Raw genomic sequence first — 16,405 nt, 5'->3', positions numbered from 1 at the left:
ATTTCTTTATTAAAAAGGTGCCTTTAATGAAAGGCACCCCTTTTTATTTAATTAAAGTTTTTTTTCAATTCTTCTAATGTTAGATTCTTAGTTTTTTCAACTGGTTTATTGGACGTAGGGAAGTATGGATTGATAGACATGAAGTTCTTTTCGATATAGTTGAAGTCCTTAATGTCAACGACTCCATCCTTGTTAAGATCTTCTTTCAATCTATCACCTGAAATTCCAGCACTATTTGCAACAAGCTTTGCATCATAAATGTCGATTACATGATCTCCGTTGACATCTCCAGCAGCAGCTGTATCTGTATATATAGAATAGAAATTGCCTTGGACTTTTCCATCAATTGTCCTGCTTAAAGTTAATTTTTTACTGTATAGGAAATGACCAGGAATATCTACGATTAACGTATATTCATCTTTCGTTGCAGGAATATCCGTAAACGTCATATACCCATTTTCTGAAATATCCGCAGGGTACTTTTTACCGTTTTTATCAACCAGATAGGCTTTTGTCCCAATCTTGGAATAATCTAAATCATAGTTGTCTAAATTAACTGCTTCACCATGATAGTAACCTTCTACCCATGAGTGCTGGGAAATGAATTTAAACCTTTCGGCAAATGTTGGTAAAGAAGACTTACTACCAGAACTTGTTTGATATGAAGATTCTTGATAATAGAATGAACTTTCAACCATGTAATTATGGTCATCGACTACTTTTAATTTGATATCCAATAAATCAATATCATCATTAATTGAAACTGGTAATTGTGTCTTTTTGTCTGAAATATCTACAGCAAATGCTGAAATATTAGACCAAGTGTTTTCTGTAATTTGTGGCTTTGCAACGCGAATAGTCCAATTATTTTTCGTTGCAAGATCCACTAGCTGTTTTGATGGCTTAACGTCTATAACTTTATAGAAATTTGGGACATCGATTGTTACAGAAGCACTTGTTAAATCTTTCGCGTTTTGAACTGTAAATGTATTTACAAACTCAGATCCAAGACTTACAGTTTTTGTATTTGGTTTTATTGTGGAATATTTATCCCCTTTATTTATAAAAGTAAAGTCTGGGAAAATCGGATTTCCTGCTGTAGCGTAATCATAAGTATAGATGGCTACATTCGTTGGATAGTTTGCGTATTCTTCTGGTAGAACACCAAATTTAAATTCACCATTTGCATTTGGGAAAAATTCAGCTGTTGGCCAATAAGAATCTTGATAAGCGTACACGGTATTTGCTTCTTGAGTAATGTCATGTCCTCTACTTTTTAAATAGTCAATCGTATCATCATACAATTTTCCATGCACCCAATACGCAGTATAGTCTTGTCCGTCATAACTTTCAGTTGTTAAATCTGAACTTGTAAGTTCTTTGATTCCTGTTTCCTTATCAAATTCCAGTGTTGGAGCTGTATTATCGATCACCATGTCATTATCAATTTTATATGTTTTACCATCTACCCCTGTACCAATATAAGAAACAATGTATTTACCTTCTTTAAGTGGTTCATATTCAAGTGCTAAAGGTTTATTCGGATCACCTGTAAAATGTTTTACTTCACCTGAAAATCCGAAGAAAATTAAGTAATCCGTATCAACTGCCGCATTTTCTAAATTAAACGTGCCATAAACCCCAATTGGTTTTCCATCTAGATCGCTAACCACTACATCAATCGTTTTCATATGACTATTTAACTTGAATTCAACTGGTGTAAACGGCTGGATGTATGGATGGAAGTTACTAAGGTCATTCGTTATTGCATGTTTAAAGAATTTTAGTTTTTCGAATCCAGGTTTAGCATAACGTACATGGAAAGGAATTTGATATTCTGCAGTTTTTGACTCATTTTCAATATAAATATATCCCTGATATATACCAAATTCTGCATTAGCTGGAATTGATATTTCTGCATTAATATTTTTACTCTCATTTCCATTCACTTCAATCTTGGATGGTAATTGAAGCGTCACACCATTCTTTTCAGCTTCCTTTGAGACACCATCGATTGTTAAAAATTCAACTCTCGTATGATATGTTTCTACTTCACTACTTAAATTCTTAATAGAAATCGAGGTTGCTCTATTTTGAGTCTCACTTGATTGTGCAATACTACCAAAAGGAAGAGAACCTGAGATGTCATCGATTTCGATTTTTAATCCTTCTTCATCCAAGGTAGTCGCTTTATTTTGTACTTCAAATAACGTTGTATTGTGGACTGCCTCATAAGCGTCTACACGTCCTGCTCCAACTTCATTCACATTGTACGTACGACCTTTTAAAGGATCAGCAGTATTCATAAGCGCTGCTTTTACATCTGCAACTGTATAATCTGGATGTGATTGTAATAATAAGGCTGCAACCCCCGCTACATGTGGTGTTGCCATGGAAGTTCCACTTAAACTAGCATAACCACTCGAATAATCCACACCATCTTCTGGACTATTAATATATTCTGGTACTGTAGAGAATGTAGACACCCCAGGTGCTACTACATCCGGCTTAATATCAAAGTTATTTCTAACTGGACCACGTGAGCTAAAATCAGCTAACACATCACCTGTAGTCATATTTGACTGTAGGTCTGATAATTTAAGTTTAGCTGTAGGATCTGCTTTTAATTTTTCTGAAAGCTTTACTCCGTCGGCCTGTAACATTTTAAATGTTGGAATATAACCATGATTTTCACCTAAGAAAAAGGGAATTTCGCCATCAACATTATTGAATATCAATACAGCTACAGCACCTTTTTCTTGAGCACGACGAATTTTTTCATCAAATGATATCGTACCACGAGCAATTAATGCCACTTTCCTATTTACGTCTTTGTCAGTAAAATCCTCTTCTGTGCCAATTCCTACTTCAACAACATCATACTCTTTATCAATTAACTTTAGATAATCCTTACCGAGGCCATGTCCCATTAAAGTATTTTGAACTGAAATATCTGCTAAACTTGCCTTAACGGTTGGTATATCAGTCGGCACATCACTTGCACCAACAGTGATTGCTAGTGGAGAAGCACCTGGTGAACCCAACGTACCAGGATTTGGCCCTGAATTTCCTCCGGCTATAACTGGTATGACCCCTTTTATTGCTGCATTGTTGATTGCTACAGATGTAGCGTCTAAAGAATGATTATTACCATTACCTAAAGATAGATTAATAACATCCATTCCATCTTCTACCGCTTTTTCTATACCTGCTATAACGGATGAATCATATCCTGATCCATATTCTCCTAATACTCGATATGCATACAAGTCAACATTCGGTGCTACACCTGTCATTGCATATTCAACATCATTTTTAGGATTGGATGCGATTGTTCCAGCAACATGAGTTCCGTGTTCTGTATAGTATGTAGTACCATTTATCGTTTCAGGTTGACCAGATGCAAGCCATTGCTCTCTAGTTGTTTCCATTGGATCAGAGTCATTTTCGACAAAATCATATCCGCCTTTATAAACATCTTTTAAATCAGGGTGATTATAGTCAATCCCTGTATCAAGTACCCCAACTTTGATTCCTTGTCCTTTTAAGCCCTCATTATGTAAACGATCAACTCCTATATGAGGAAGCGCAGGTGGAACTACCTTTCCAGTTGTTGGTTCTTGAGTAATAGTCGATTCATTTTTCGGTAAACTAACGACATTGTCTTTCCAAATCCTTTTAACAACACCGGTCTCAAGCAAGGTATTAATTTCGCTTGTAGGAATCGTCATAGCCATTCCATTAAATACATTCTGGTAAGTTTGTTTAATTTGATATTGGAGTGATTTTTCTTTTGATTTTGGGTTCAATTCCTTTTTTTTATTGAAAAGCTCTTCTAAGCGTTGCTTGAAATGTTCCTGTTCACCTTTAATCTTTACTGCTTTATTTTTTGATGTACCTTTTGATCTTGATTCCTGCGTATTGTCGATCGGAGCTGTTTTGAACTCAACTATGACATTTGCGGTTTTATCTTTAAGTGACAATAAACTTGGATCAATGATGAAGCCTTCTTGTGGGGTTAATCGTTTTATAGACTGTCTTTGTTCTTCTGATAATCCATTTAAAATCGATTCAGTAGAATTTGAGATTGCATAAGATTTTTGTTGCAGCAATGTAAAAGATGTAAGAAAACTTGATGCTAGTACACCTGTTAACATAACATTTAGAAGTTTTTTCTTCTTTCGAGATTTCATCCATCAACACTCTCCTTAATAAAATAGCAAAATAACATTTACTGGCAATGAAATGGTTGAATATTCCTTAGGACATAACATTCCTCCTGAATGAAAGATAGTGTAATATTAGAATATAAATAATTTTGAAAACTCTATTAATTCAATTGTACTTAAGCATTTATGTAAGGTAAATTGGGGGAAATTATTCATCAAGTTGCTTATAATTCACAGCTAGTATGTAAAAATATTTTAAAACTAAGATAAAATGAACAGTATTTTTGTAAAAACTTAAAATATTGGATAACAAGTAAAAAACAACTACTAAATGTTATAGAAATTATTACCTTCTACTTGGGGGAATCTTGGTTTTCTATTACTCGAACTGGTCAAAATACTATGTTTCTAAAAGGAGACTTTCCTTATGAATGAGGGGAAAATCATTAGGTTTTATCGTGAAAAAAACAAATTAACTCAAGAGCAATTAGGGAGAGGTATATGTTCTGGTACACATCTTAGTAAAATTGAGCGTTTACACACTGAATATGCACCTGAAATTATTACTCTATTATCAGACCGTCTAGGAATAAATATTGAATACGAATTAACAAAACTAAATAATATCAAAAGGCTCTTAAATCATTGGCAAGACGTTATTATCATGCAATTGTTTGATGAAATGGATCTTATCAATCAAGAACTTGAGCAGGAAGATTTAATTCAAATCTCAGATTATAAAAATCTTTATCAATTACTTCGGGTTAGATATTTACTGATGCATGGTTTAACCGAGGATGCATTAAACATCATCTATGAAATACAAAAGAAAGAGCATAAATTATCAGCCTACGAAGCTAATCTTTTTAAACACGTATTAGGTATTTACTATTTAGCGAAACATGAAAATCTCAAAGCTATACAAGCATTAAAATCAATAAATGAAACAGATTATAATAACAAAGAGTATACATACCATTTAGCAGTCGCATACCATTCCATCGAATCACCAGTTATGGCTTATTTTTACGCAGAGAAATCACGTCAATTTTTTAAAGAAATTAATAATTATCTTAGAGTAATTGATGCAGAAATGCTTATGCTGATTCAAGTAAAAGATGATGGAGATTTTAAAGAATCCATTCAGAGGTTCAAAAAGTTAATCAAAAGCTGCGAACTTTGTAATTCACCTGATCGAAAAGCAAGGGTATTCCACAACTTAGCTTTTGAATACTTTAGAAGAAATAATTTTGAACTCGCAAGTAAGTACTATAAAGAGTCAATGAGTATTAAACATAAGGAATCTGGCCCTTACTTGCTATCTTTAGAGGGATATATTCGAAGTTCATTAAATGGGAGCATACTTCCACAAGAGGAATTATTACAGCTAGCAAAAGAGGGACTAGAAACGGCTGTTAAGAAAAAGGAAAGTTTATATATCAATTTATTTAACCTGCTTTGTTATTTAATTCAAGATAAGGAACAAGAATACCATCGATTCTTATGTGATCAAGCATTACCTATGTTTAAACAATTTGGTTTTGTCTATTTAATCCAGCGCTCAAAAAAAGAATTGTTCAACTATTACATTAAATTAAAGCAAACTAATAAAGCTTTAAAAATGGCTGAATTACTAATCAATCATGAAAAAAAGGCATGTCACTTTTCATAAGAGACATGCCTTTTTTCACCCTTTATATCATTAAGTTCATTCAGTGGCCTTTTCAAATAAAAAAAGAGCTGCTAAAACACATGATTTATCAGTAAAAAAGAAAAAGCTATCAAACTCCTAAAATAAATAGGAATGATAGCTTCTTAATTAATCATATAATTACTTACAAATTATTGGCGGACAGTAATTTGTTCCGGTGAAGAATGTACTATTAAATCACTTTTAGTAACAATATCAGCTGAGATAAAATAAGTACCATCTTGTAGTTCCGGTTTAGGTGCCCATTGTGTTCTTAAAGTATGTTCATTTTTCACTTCAAATGAATCTACTATATTTCCATTTACATCTCTTATATTGATTGTCCAGTCTACTCGGTTTGAAGCATAGCTAATGATTTCGGCTGGATTGTTTTGGTTAACATCTGTAGTAGGACTTACCCAGAAAAATGAGATGACCATATTTTCATTAACATAACTTGGATCTCCCCAAACTGCATACGATTGATTGTATGCATAATCGGCTCCTAAAACAACAACACTTTTCGGTTCTTCATCAACGAGTAAAGATTTTTGTTCTCTTCCTACTTCAAAATATTGTCCGTTACACCAAATAACTGCTGCATTAAATCCGCTTCCGTTTTCATTATCTTCTGCATTGAAGGAAATTTCATATTTTCCGTCCTTTGTTGTTACTTGAATATTAGAGATTTTAGGAGCAATTGAATCTACCTTAATCGGCATTTTAACCTCTTGTGGTTTTGCGTTTTCGTAATCTAATGTCGTTTTAATAACATAATGATAATTTCCATCAGGTACAAATTGTCCAGACTGGTCTTTCATATCCCATTGATATCCACCATACATATAATCCCCATATGACATAATATTTTTTCTGAACTTCCACGGTTTACCTGTATATTCACTAAAGTCACCTAAATTTTTAATAATATGTCCTGTTTGATCTTCTACATACATCTCAACTTTTTGTAAATTACGTAAAGAAGTAAAGGTAGAATAAATACCATTTGCGAAGAAGTTTGGCGAGAATGCAATATGGTTAAGATCAAATCTTCCAGTAGCAGGATCATATCCCATTGGGTATCTTTCTGATACTTCGTCCCAAAGTGCTGTATAGCCTAAAAATGCATCCTTCTCCCATGCCGCAGGGTCGATATTTTTTGGCTCGTCCCATTTTCCAAAGTAGCCCATATATGGAATCGTTAATGGCACTGCTTTATCTTGGTCTTTTACTGCTGGAACTAAACGGACAAATCCTTCAACGAAACTATTCTTCTTTAATGTATCCGGTAATGACACGTTAACAGTAAGCATTTTTGTTTGACCAGGTTTAATTTTAACCGATGCACCTTGTGTTTGCGTTACTTTTTTGTCATTGACAGTGACGACTGCACCGCTAACTTGTTCACTTTGTAACGTTAAATACTCTTTTGAATCCATATTCCCATCATAATCTAAATCAAATTCCTTCATCTCAGTCTGATCTTTTAAGACATCTACATACACATTGTATTCAATATCAGCTTTATTCTTAGGAGTATCAAATGCTTCTAGGTTTAATTTAAAGCTTGTCTTTTGATCTATTTCTTTTAAGGCAACAGCCCCGGCCTGCTCTAAAGGAGTGTTTCGACTAGTGACAATTGCTGGTGTGTTGATTGCATTTTGAATTTGCATTAAGCCAGAGCCTTGGACTCTTGGTGAATATGGCACAGTTCCATTCGTTTTAGGATCCTTTACAACTTTAGCTGTATTCATTAAAGCAAGCTTTGCTTTTAAAACCGTATTTTCTGAATGTGGCAATCCTTTTTCATAAAGTGCTTGCAATAACAATACAGAACCACCTGCTACATGAGGCGTGGCCATTGAAGTTCCGCTCATTATTTCATAATCGTTACCAGGTACAGTTGAATAGATATTTCCACCAGGTGCAGAAATCTCTGGTTTAAAATCTAATGTGTGTGGTGAACCAACTGATGAAAAGTGGGACATCGTGTTTTTCGTTGAGCTTTCTACCCAAGTACCACTTGATAATTTCATTTGGACAATTTCTCCACTAGTTAGCTTATTTACTAATGCTTCACTGGAAGCCTTGCCTGTTGTTGCTGCAGGAATTGAATAAGGGCTTAAACCTAGGTAAGGGTAGTCAGCCATACTATCAGGTGGGATAATAATAACTGCTATCGCTCCCCCATAACGCTGTGCATCAAATTGAAAACTAGAATAATGGCTATATTGATCCTTCAGTTTTACTACTGCGATTTTACCTTGTACCTTTGGTTTTCCATTTTGATCTAAATAATCAGCTTTTTTTAGTCCATTTCCCACATATACCAATTCATAGCTTTGAGTTGATGATAAAAACTTTGAAAGTTTAAAGTTATATGATGAAGGAAATTGGGTTTGATCTTGGAAAGGAAGCTGTAATCCGTTTGAGTCAGCTAATGTATTTAGATGTATTTTTGTATTTTCATATGAAGCGACCGATAGTGCATATGGGCTTACAGATGGTTCACCAACTACCCCAATATCTGGATTTTCTGCATATGGTTTTAATGAAGGTAAAATTAAATTATTCTTCGTACTGTATGATGCATTACCTGCTGCTACAACTACAAGTGATCCCTGTTCTGTCGCAAATCGAATAGCTTTTTGAATCGGATCATTTTCTTCACCAACATAACCCGAATCAGATCCTAAACTCATGTTGATTACATCTGCACCCATTGTAACGGCATGTTCTATTCCTGCTATAATATCATCCTCAAATGCTCCGCCACCATTATCTGAAAAGACCTTCTCTGCTAATAATTGAACACCAGGTGCAATCCCTTCCACACCGCCATTATTTTCGTCACCGTTAGCTCCCACTGTACCAGAAACGTGCATGCCATGAGGACTTCCATCCGGCCCAGGAATTACATTTGTATCATCGTCTGCCCAATCATAACCAGTCGGTATTTTATCTGTGTACCAAACTTCATTTACATCTGTTTCTTCAAACTTACTAGCTATACCAGTTTGAGTTAACTTCTCTTTTTCTTTTCCTTTTTCAGTTAGTTTCATATCTTTATGGGTATAATCAATCCCGGAATCAACGACTGCTACAAGTAACCCCTCACCTTTATAACCATATTGATTCCAAACTTTTTGAGCTTGTATTAATTCTTTACTTGCTCCCATTGATGGCTGAAACGTTTTAGCGATATGAACATTTGTTACGCCAGGAATTGATTGAATCTCTTTCATATTTTGAAATTCTGTTTCTAAACTAAATCCATTAAATCCTTCAAAAAAACGTTGTTTTACTTTTTCAGTAGCCTTAGATTTAGATTTCTTTATCTTTGAGATTTCTTCTATCACTTTGTCTTGTTTTTGCTTATATACTATTTTTTTGTTTTTTTGTGATACGTCTTCAGAGATTGGTTGTTCGATTTCAACAATTAATCGAACAATATCATTCGGTTTATATGCTTTAGCTAAGCCTTTTTCTTTTAGATCTTTATAATTAAAATCGTCTTTACTAGATTCAAATTGATTCTGATCTAAAAGAATTTGTCTCCCTTGTTCCACTATTTCTTCAACAGAGAGTTGCTGGTTTGATTGTTCATTATTTTCGGCGAAAGCTGTAAAACTAGTGAAAAATAATGAGGTTAAAGCTGCAGTCGTCATTACTTTAAATGCATTCTTTTTCCTGTTTTTCATTAACATAGCTCCTTTTATCATTATTATTAAATAAAAAAACTTGAGATTTTTATCTATAAGTTTTTATATTTTTTACGAATGTTTCGGAGATTACTAGTTAGTAATCGTAGTTCGCCGAATAAAAAGAAGGAAAACTAGTATGACAATTTAAAGAAATAATGGAGTAAAGATGTTGTAGGGTTGGAGTTACACTCAACTATTTTCTAATAAGTGGAATGAAAAATTTTATATTTTCATTGTACAAATGTCTTAAAATAATGTGTATTGGGGGAATTTCAAAGGATAATGCATTCAAAAATCGACTAATTTTTCAATTTAAATTAGATATATTGTCGTTTAAAAAACTATTAAATAAAATTTAAGTTTATTTGATGGAAATATGTTTTTTCTTTTTTCGAAAATTTTACTTTTTAAAAAAATTAACCAAAAAATTGGGGGAATTTAATTATGATTCCTTCTAATATGTGAATAGATGATAAACTTTAATAAAAATGGACTTAAAATAAAAATAAGCCTTATTCAATTATCTGGCCCAATTATTGAATAAAAAAGAGAGCTGTAATCAGCCCTCTGGATCTTCAACTAAAGCACCCGATTGTGGAGCAATATATTTATTTTTTGAGCTGAATGATACCCTCTATTTATAAACCAAACGATCAGTCAAAACGCTATGAAAGAAAAAATAGGAAGATACACCTCATTAAAGCATGCGGCTTTTCGGACGGAGCACCCACGAGGCGATATTTAGTGCAGCATATAAAAGCGGAAGGATAATATGAAACCCGTAATCACCATAATCGTTAACAAACGCATGAGATAAAGCTGCACCAGTCATTAAAAAGAAGATACCAGCGTGAACCCATTCTTTAAGACGAGTAAAACCTGGCACGACGAGAACAATGACTCCAAGTACTTTCCAAACCCCAAGAATGGTCAAGATGTATAATGGGTAACCAAGATTCGTCACTAACTCGACGTTCCCCCCATATTGCATCAGTTGCCCGATACCACTCAACATAAGAGCTGCTGCGAGTAATAATGTGACAGTCCAGTAAGCAATCATTTTTCCTCGGAACTGGTTTTCTACTTTCGCGGCTGTTTCCGCGACGATCATCTTACTCATTTGTTTCCTCCTCATAATGGCATATGACCACAAAAACGGAAATAATGGGCCTACATTTCCGATCAATGATCAGAATGCTCGTGGCTTTAAATCTATTCAATGTTTAATAAGATGGTATACTCTCATGAATGTTTGTAAACTCTAATTTGAAAATGGATAGATTCCTCTACCGCTTTTACCTGCTTTAATATTCTCCTTTAATTACAAAGAACGAGCCCCGAATGACTCCAGCGAGTTTCGACTTTTGCCTAGCAAACTTAAACTTTCCTTCTAATTCCTTTGGTACCTCCATCCCTTCAGAAAGCTTAAAACCAACTGCACGCTTCTTAGGGTTATCAATCGTATACATGACGTTGACCGCAAGACCATCCTCATAAAAGACATAAGCAAATTTAATGTTTTCAACTTGAAACCTCGACGTTTCCAAAGGTTTAGCTGCAAACTCAATATCACGTTCTTTTAAAATCCGGTTCACATAATCAAGGGTCTCCTGGCTTTCCCTAGCTGGTTCAACCGTAAATTCATGCTTGTATTTGTTCATAAAGTAACGGGCTTCATTAGCACGTAAACCAGCAAGCGCTTCTACTGCGGGTGAAGACTCTAAACCAACTGCAGACACATTTTTATAATCAACGATAGTGGACATTTCCACCACTCCCTTTTTATTATTTTCTGACAACAGGAATCCACATTTCACCAAAAATTATGCCGTTTCGCCGCCCCATCTCAACACTTGCATTTGGTCCGCCAACATACGCAATATTCTTTGCTTCTGGCAAGACCTGACCAAAGGCAATGCCAGCAAGCTTGTTATTCAAATCATCAGCCGTTTTCCCTTCTCCTTTAACCACTACGTATTCCCCTTTAGGAAATTGAATCACCCTAGCTTCTTCTGGTGCCGATGCCTCTGTCATGACTCCTGCATAATGCATCATCTTGTTATTCACCGCTTCGTTCACAGCAAAAACGAAGTCATTTGCGGCCATGGATTTTAAAGTGTCCAGCCTTCCATCTTGGCTGACAGCCTGCCAAAAATCTGACTTTTCCTTGTTTATGCCCTCATAGTCCGTGTAATCGCTCTTAAGCTCCGTTCCAAGACCGATCACGGTAAAGCCTTCTTTTTCTTCTAGCGTATAATTTGCCATTTACAAAACCTCTTTTCTAATTTTTTAATTATTTGTATTTTTCACTTGATAGGTATATCATATCCTTAAATCATGTCAAAAAATGGTACTGTTTAGGAGTCCTTATGAAAAAAGTTGAACGGATTAATGTCATCATGCGGTATATCAACAACCGCGCCCACTTTACCATTTCTGAAATCATGCGGGAGTTTAACATCTCTCGTTCAACAGTTATTAGAGATATTAGAGAAATTGAGGCCATGGGTATGCCGCTTGTCTCTGAGGTTGGAAGAGATGGTGGTTATTTTGTCATGCACAACTCCGTCCTGCCTGATATACGCTTTACCAATAATGAGGTCAAAGCTCTTTTTATTGCTTTTATGGCCACAAGAAATCAGCAGCTCCCCTATCTTAAGAGCCGTCAGTCTTTAGCTGAAAAATTACTGGGACTCATCTCAGAAAACCAGCAAGATGACCTTGTTCTTTTAAATCAGATCTTGCTTTTCGAAGGGACCAACCCCCATAATCCCGAATTGCTTGATCTGTCAGACCTCCCCCATCCCATGCTAGAAACACTCATCCAGACTCTTCTTGTGGATAGCTATTTAATCATTACCATCAAAGAAGAGAAAGCGATCAAGTCTTATCCCATTTATCTCTTGCACCTTTATCATGAAAAAAGCGCTTGGTTGATTGAAGGCTTTGACTTAAATGAAGAAAAGAAAAAATTTTTCCCTGTCGACCATCTCATCGATGTCGAACCCTACCCGACGAAAAAAAGATTAAATAAGAAAAAGATATTAGAAAAACTAAGTAAGCAGGAAGAAGTAATCAACCTTGTCCTTGAACTTGGTCCAAAAGCGATTGCCCAATTCAAAAAATACCATCCTATAAAAGTTTCAATTTCCTATACCAATCCTTACCAAACCACAGCCATTCTAAAGATTTTTATCAATGTCAATAATCCCGAAGAATTGACAGAGATGACAAATTGGCTACTTTTTCTAGGTGGGGATATTAAGGTCAGGGAAGTGCCAGAAGAGGTGTTAGAAGGTTTACAAAAGAGATTATGCTTATACTGCCAATAAGCAGTGGTCAACCCTTTTTCATAAAAGCACCCTTTAGGTAATTATCCTAACGAGAAAAAGTGTAATTATTTATAAACGGTATAACTTTCTTCAAAACGGTTCATCTTTCTTTCAAATCTACAGCAATTCCTATCCCGGACAAGCACCCGATTGTTGAATAAAAAAAATTTAATTAGATGATAGAAACTCTGGCTCGTTTCTTGAATAAAACAAATTATAAATCTTTATAAGGACTATTTTTTTATGCTAGAAAAAAATATTTTAAGGTATGAAAAATATTATGATATTCTTGATAATCCAGTGCATAAAAAGACTTTTAACAAAATCTGAATCGGCACGCAGTTAATTAAGACATAAAAAAGCCTTGGTATATTCCTTATATACCAAGGCTTTTCAGACTTTATCCGATTGAACCTTCCATCTCAAACTTGATCAGACGGTTCATCTCTACTGCATATTCCATTGGAAGCTCTTTTGTAAACGGCTCGATGAAGCCCATTACGATCATTTCTGTTGCTTCCTGTTCAGAAACACCACGACTCATAAGGTAGAACAACTGATCTTCAGAAACTTTCGATACAGTCGCTTCGTGCTCAAGCGTAATGTTGTTGTTTAGGATCTCGTTGTACGGAATCGTATCTGAAGTGGATTGGTTATCCATGATCAGTGTATCACACTTGATGTTGGATTTTGATCCGTCAGATTTACGTCCGAAGTGAGCAATACCACGATATGTTACTTTACCGCCATGCTTTGAGATTGACTTCGATACAATTGTAGAAGAACAATCTGGTGCAAGGTGCAATACTTTTGCTCCCGCATCCTGATGCTGTCCTTTACCTGCGATCGCGATAGAAAGGATCGTACCTTTCGCTCCGCGGCCCTTCATGATAACAGCCGGATATTTCATCGTTAGACGAGATCCGATGTTTCCATCTACCCATTCCATCGTTGCGTTCTCTTCAGCTACCGCACGCTTTGTAACAAGGTTGTAGATGTTGTTCGCCCAGTTTTGAATCGTTGTATAACGGCAATACGCGTTTTTCTTAACGATGATTTCTACAACAGCACTATGAAGTGAGTTTGTAGAATAAACGGGTGCTGTACATCCTTCTACGTAGTGTACAGAGCTGTCTTCGTCTGCAATGATAAGCGTACGTTCGAACTGACCCATGTTCTCAGAGTTGATTCGGAAGTAAGCTTGAAGCGGTGTATCACATTTAATGCCTTTTGGTACGTAAATGAAAGATCCACCAGACCATACTGCAGAGTTTAGCGCTGCAAACTTGTTGTCGGTAGGAGGTATAATCGTTCCGAAGTGCTCACGGAAGATTTCTTCGTGCTCTTTTAAAGCTGTATCTGTATCCGTGAAAAGAATACCTAAGTCAGAAAGATCTTCTTTCATGTTGTGATATACAACCTCTGATTCATACTGTGCAGATACACCTGCAAGGTATTTTTGTTCAGCTTCTGGAATTCCAAGCTTGTCAAAAGTAGCCTTAATCTCTGCAGGCACTTCATCCCAAGACTTCTCAGATTTCTCAGATGGCTTTACATAATACGTAATATCATCAAAGTTTAAGTCCTTCATGTCTCCGCCCCATTGTGGCATTGGCATTTTGTAGAACTGTTCCAGTGACTTCAAACGGAATTCAAGCATCCACTCAGGTTCACTCTTCATGCGTGAGATTTCTTCAACGATCTCTTTTGTTAAACCACGCTTCGATCTGAAAATGGATACGTCTTTATCTCTAAAACCATATTTATATTCGCCGATATCCGGCATTTTCTTAGCCATTACAGAATCCCTCCTTACTGGATTGGCACTCTATTACTCATTATCAAAAAGGAACTTATTCTTCCTCTTCCTCTTTTTTCCCTATTCCTTGCTCCATCGCCTTCCACGCAAGTGTGGCACATTTGATGCGAGCAGGAAATTTGGAAACGCCAGAAAGAGCTTCGATGTCACCTAGATCATAGGACTCAACATCATAGTCGTTCCCTAACATCATATCATAAAAAATCTTTGAAAGCTTTACAGCATCTTCAACGGCAAGACCTTTTACAGCCTGTGTCATCATGGATGCAGATGCTAAACTAATTGAACATCCTTCACCGTCAAACTTAGCAGACTCGATCTTTCCGTCTTCCACTTTTAATGTGAGTTGAATACGGTCGCCGCATGTCGGATTGTTCATATTAATCGTTAGTGCACCATCTTCAATAACCCCTTTGTTGCGGGGGTTTTTATAGTGGTCCATGATTACTTGCCGGTATAGCTGATCTAAATTAGAAGACATGACCGAAATACTCCTTTGCTGTTGTTAAGCCTTTAAGAAAAGCGTCGATGTCATCTTTTGTGTTATACAGGTAGAAGCTAGCACGCGCTGTTGCGGTTACATCTAACCACTTCATAAGGGGCTGTGCACAGTGATGACCTGCGCGAACAGCAATTCCTTCTGAATCAAGAACAGTTGCTACATCATGCGGATGAACATCATCTAGATTGAATGTAACGAGCCCTGCACGTTCCTTTGGACCAAAGATCGTAACACCTTCTAGTTCTGAAAGACGTTCCATCGCATATTCTGCAAGTTCGTGCTCATGCTTTAAAACATGATCAAGACCTATTTCCTCAAGGAAATCGATCGCTGCGCCTAACCCAATCGCACCAGCGATGATCGGTGTTCCTCCTTCAAATTTCCAAGGAAGCTCTTTCCACGTGGATTCCTGCAGACCGACGAAATCAATCATTTCGCCGCCGAACTCAACAGGTTCCATCTTGTTAAGAAGCGCTTTTTTTCCATAAAGGACACCAATACCTGTAGGTCCACACATTTTATGTGCAGAGAAGGCAAAGAAATCACAATCAAGATCTTGAACATCAACTTTCATGTGTGGGGCACTTTGGGCACCATCTACAACCATAACAGCGCCGTTCTTATGAGCAATCGCAGCAATTTCTTTGATCGGGTTAATGGTTCCTAATACGTTTGATACCTGCATAACCGAGACGATCTTAGTATGCTCTGTTACCGTTTTTTCAACATCCCCAAGGTTGATCGTGCCATCAGGCTGCAAAGGAATGTATTTAAGTGTTGCACCAGTTACTTTAGCAACCTGCTGCCATGGAATGATATTGCTGTGATGCTCCATTGGAGTGATCACAATCTCATCACCTTCAGAGAGGTTAGCCATTCCATAGCTTCTTGCAACCGTGTTGATCGCTGTTGTCGTTCCACGTGTAAAGATGATCTCCTGAGTGGATTTAGCACCGATAAAACGGCGAACCTTTTCACGAGCTCCTTCATATCCATCAGTAGCACGGGTTCCAAGCGTATGAACACCACGGTGAACATTTGAATTGTACTCTTTATAATACTTATCTAGTGTTTCAATTACTTGTATTGGTTTCTGTGAAGTGGCTGCACTGTCAAGGTAAACAAGAGGTTTGCCGTTAACTTCCTGATCCAGGATAGGAAACAGCTTTCTCCATTCCTTTGCACTCAT

Annotated in this window: 10 protein-coding genes; 2 read left to right on the top strand and 8 right to left on the bottom strand. The window is 36.2% G+C overall.

Going from position 1 to position 16,405, the window contains the following annotated elements; genetic code table 11:
• Nucleotides 1–47: 47 nt before the first annotated feature.
• Complete coding sequence (locus tag IEV52_RS22540) at nucleotides 48–4,193, bottom strand: S8 family serine peptidase (protein ID WP_188401334.1); 4,146 nt, start codon at nucleotides 4,191–4,193, stop codon at nucleotides 48–50.
• Nucleotides 4,194–4,596: 403 nt separating this feature from the next.
• Between IEV52_RS22540 and IEV52_RS04660 the strand changes: the two genes are divergently transcribed.
• Nucleotides 4,597–5,841 carry a helix-turn-helix domain-containing protein gene (locus IEV52_RS04660; RefSeq protein ID WP_188401333.1) on the top strand — a complete coding sequence of 415 codons (1,245 nt, stop codon included), beginning with the start codon at nucleotides 4,597–4,599 and terminating at the stop codon, nucleotides 5,839–5,841.
• Nucleotides 5,842–6,011: 170 nt separating this feature from the next.
• On the opposite strand, the gene IEV52_RS04655 is transcribed toward IEV52_RS04660, so the two are convergent.
• From IEV52_RS04655 to IEV52_RS04640, 4 genes are all read right to left on the bottom strand, one after another.
• Nucleotides 6,012–9,581 carry a S8 family serine peptidase gene (locus IEV52_RS04655; RefSeq protein WP_308464560.1) on the bottom strand — a complete coding sequence of 1,190 codons (3,570 nt, stop codon included), beginning with the start codon at nucleotides 9,579–9,581 and terminating at the stop codon, nucleotides 6,012–6,014.
• Nucleotides 9,582–10,260: 679 nt separating this feature from the next.
• Nucleotides 10,261–10,683 (bottom strand): DoxX family protein, encoded by a 423-nt coding sequence (locus IEV52_RS04650; protein WP_188401332.1) that lies wholly within the window; start codon nucleotides 10,681–10,683, stop codon nucleotides 10,261–10,263.
• Between the two features lie 184 nt (nucleotides 10,684–10,867).
• Nucleotides 10,868–11,329, bottom strand: coding sequence for a phage tail protein (locus tag IEV52_RS04645; protein ID WP_188401331.1), 462 nt, complete (start codon nucleotides 11,327–11,329; stop codon nucleotides 10,868–10,870).
• A 19-nt stretch (nucleotides 11,330–11,348) separates the two neighbouring features.
• A complete protein-coding gene (locus IEV52_RS04640) occupies nucleotides 11,349–11,828 on the bottom strand; it encodes a GyrI-like domain-containing protein (RefSeq protein ID WP_188401330.1) in 480 nt (159 codons plus the stop codon).
• Nucleotides 11,829–11,932: 104 nt separating this feature from the next.
• Here IEV52_RS04640 and IEV52_RS04635 point away from each other — a divergent pair, with 104 nt between their 5' ends.
• Complete coding sequence (locus IEV52_RS04635; RefSeq protein ID WP_188401329.1) at nucleotides 11,933–12,895, top strand: helix-turn-helix transcriptional regulator; 963 nt, start codon at nucleotides 11,933–11,935, stop codon at nucleotides 12,893–12,895.
• 400 nt (nucleotides 12,896–13,295) lie between these two features.
• Here the strand turns inward: IEV52_RS04635 and sufB are convergent, their stop codons facing one another.
• Genes sufB through IEV52_RS04620 form a run of 3 tightly spaced genes read right to left on the bottom strand, consistent with a single transcriptional unit; the run spans nucleotide 13,296 to nucleotide 16,405 of the window.
• Nucleotides 13,296–14,693: a Fe-S cluster assembly protein SufB gene (gene sufB / locus IEV52_RS04630; protein WP_188401328.1), complete on the bottom strand. Its 1,398-nt coding sequence runs from the start codon at nucleotides 14,691–14,693 to the stop codon at nucleotides 13,296–13,298.
• 55 nt (nucleotides 14,694–14,748) lie between these two features.
• The gene (gene sufU / locus IEV52_RS04625; RefSeq protein WP_188401327.1) at nucleotides 14,749–15,195 is read right to left on the bottom strand and encodes a Fe-S cluster assembly sulfur transfer protein SufU; all 447 of its coding nucleotides are present in this window, start codon (nucleotides 15,193–15,195) and stop codon (nucleotides 14,749–14,751) included.
• Entirely contained in the window at nucleotides 15,185–16,405 is a 1,221-nt protein-coding gene (locus IEV52_RS04620; protein ID WP_188401326.1) for a cysteine desulfurase, read from the bottom strand. The genes sufU and IEV52_RS04620 overlap by 11 nt, the downstream gene beginning before the upstream one ends.

This window comes from Fictibacillus barbaricus (assembly GCF_014635025.1).
Classification (GTDB): Bacteria; Bacillota; Bacilli; order Bacillales; family Fictibacillaceae; genus Fictibacillus; species Fictibacillus barbaricus.
The sequence above is the reverse complement of the archived record's forward strand: the minus strand, read 5'-3'. Positions and strand labels throughout refer to the sequence as shown.

Bases quoted from the DNA above. Each gene is read 5' to 3' on its own strand.
- IEV52_RS04635 (WP_188401329.1), top strand. From the start codon at position 11,933: ATGAAAAAAGTTGAACGGATTAATGTCATCATGCGGTATATCAACAAC.
- IEV52_RS04620 (WP_188401326.1), bottom strand. From the start codon at position 16,405: ATGAGTGCAAAGGAATGGAGAAAGCTGTTTCCTATCCTGGATCAGGAA.
- IEV52_RS22540 (WP_188401334.1), bottom strand. From the start codon at position 4,193: ATGAAATCTCGAAAGAAGAAAAAACTTCTAAATGTTATGTTAACAGGT.
- IEV52_RS04650 (WP_188401332.1), bottom strand. From the start codon at position 10,683: ATGAGTAAGATGATCGTCGCGGAAACAGCCGCGAAAGTAGAAAACCAG.
- IEV52_RS04660 (WP_188401333.1), top strand. From the start codon at position 4,597: ATGAATGAGGGGAAAATCATTAGGTTTTATCGTGAAAAAAACAAATTA.
- sufU (WP_188401327.1), bottom strand. From the start codon at position 15,195: ATGTCTTCTAATTTAGATCAGCTATACCGGCAAGTAATCATGGACCAC.
- sufB (WP_188401328.1), bottom strand. From the start codon at position 14,693: ATGGCTAAGAAAATGCCGGATATCGGCGAATATAAATATGGTTTTAGA.
- IEV52_RS04645 (WP_188401331.1), bottom strand. From the start codon at position 11,329: ATGTCCACTATCGTTGATTATAAAAATGTGTCTGCAGTTGGTTTAGAG.
- IEV52_RS04640 (WP_188401330.1), bottom strand. From the start codon at position 11,828: ATGGCAAATTATACGCTAGAAGAAAAAGAAGGCTTTACCGTGATCGGT.
- IEV52_RS04655 (WP_308464560.1), bottom strand. From the start codon at position 9,581: ATGATAAAAGGAGCTATGTTAATGAAAAACAGGAAAAAGAATGCATTT.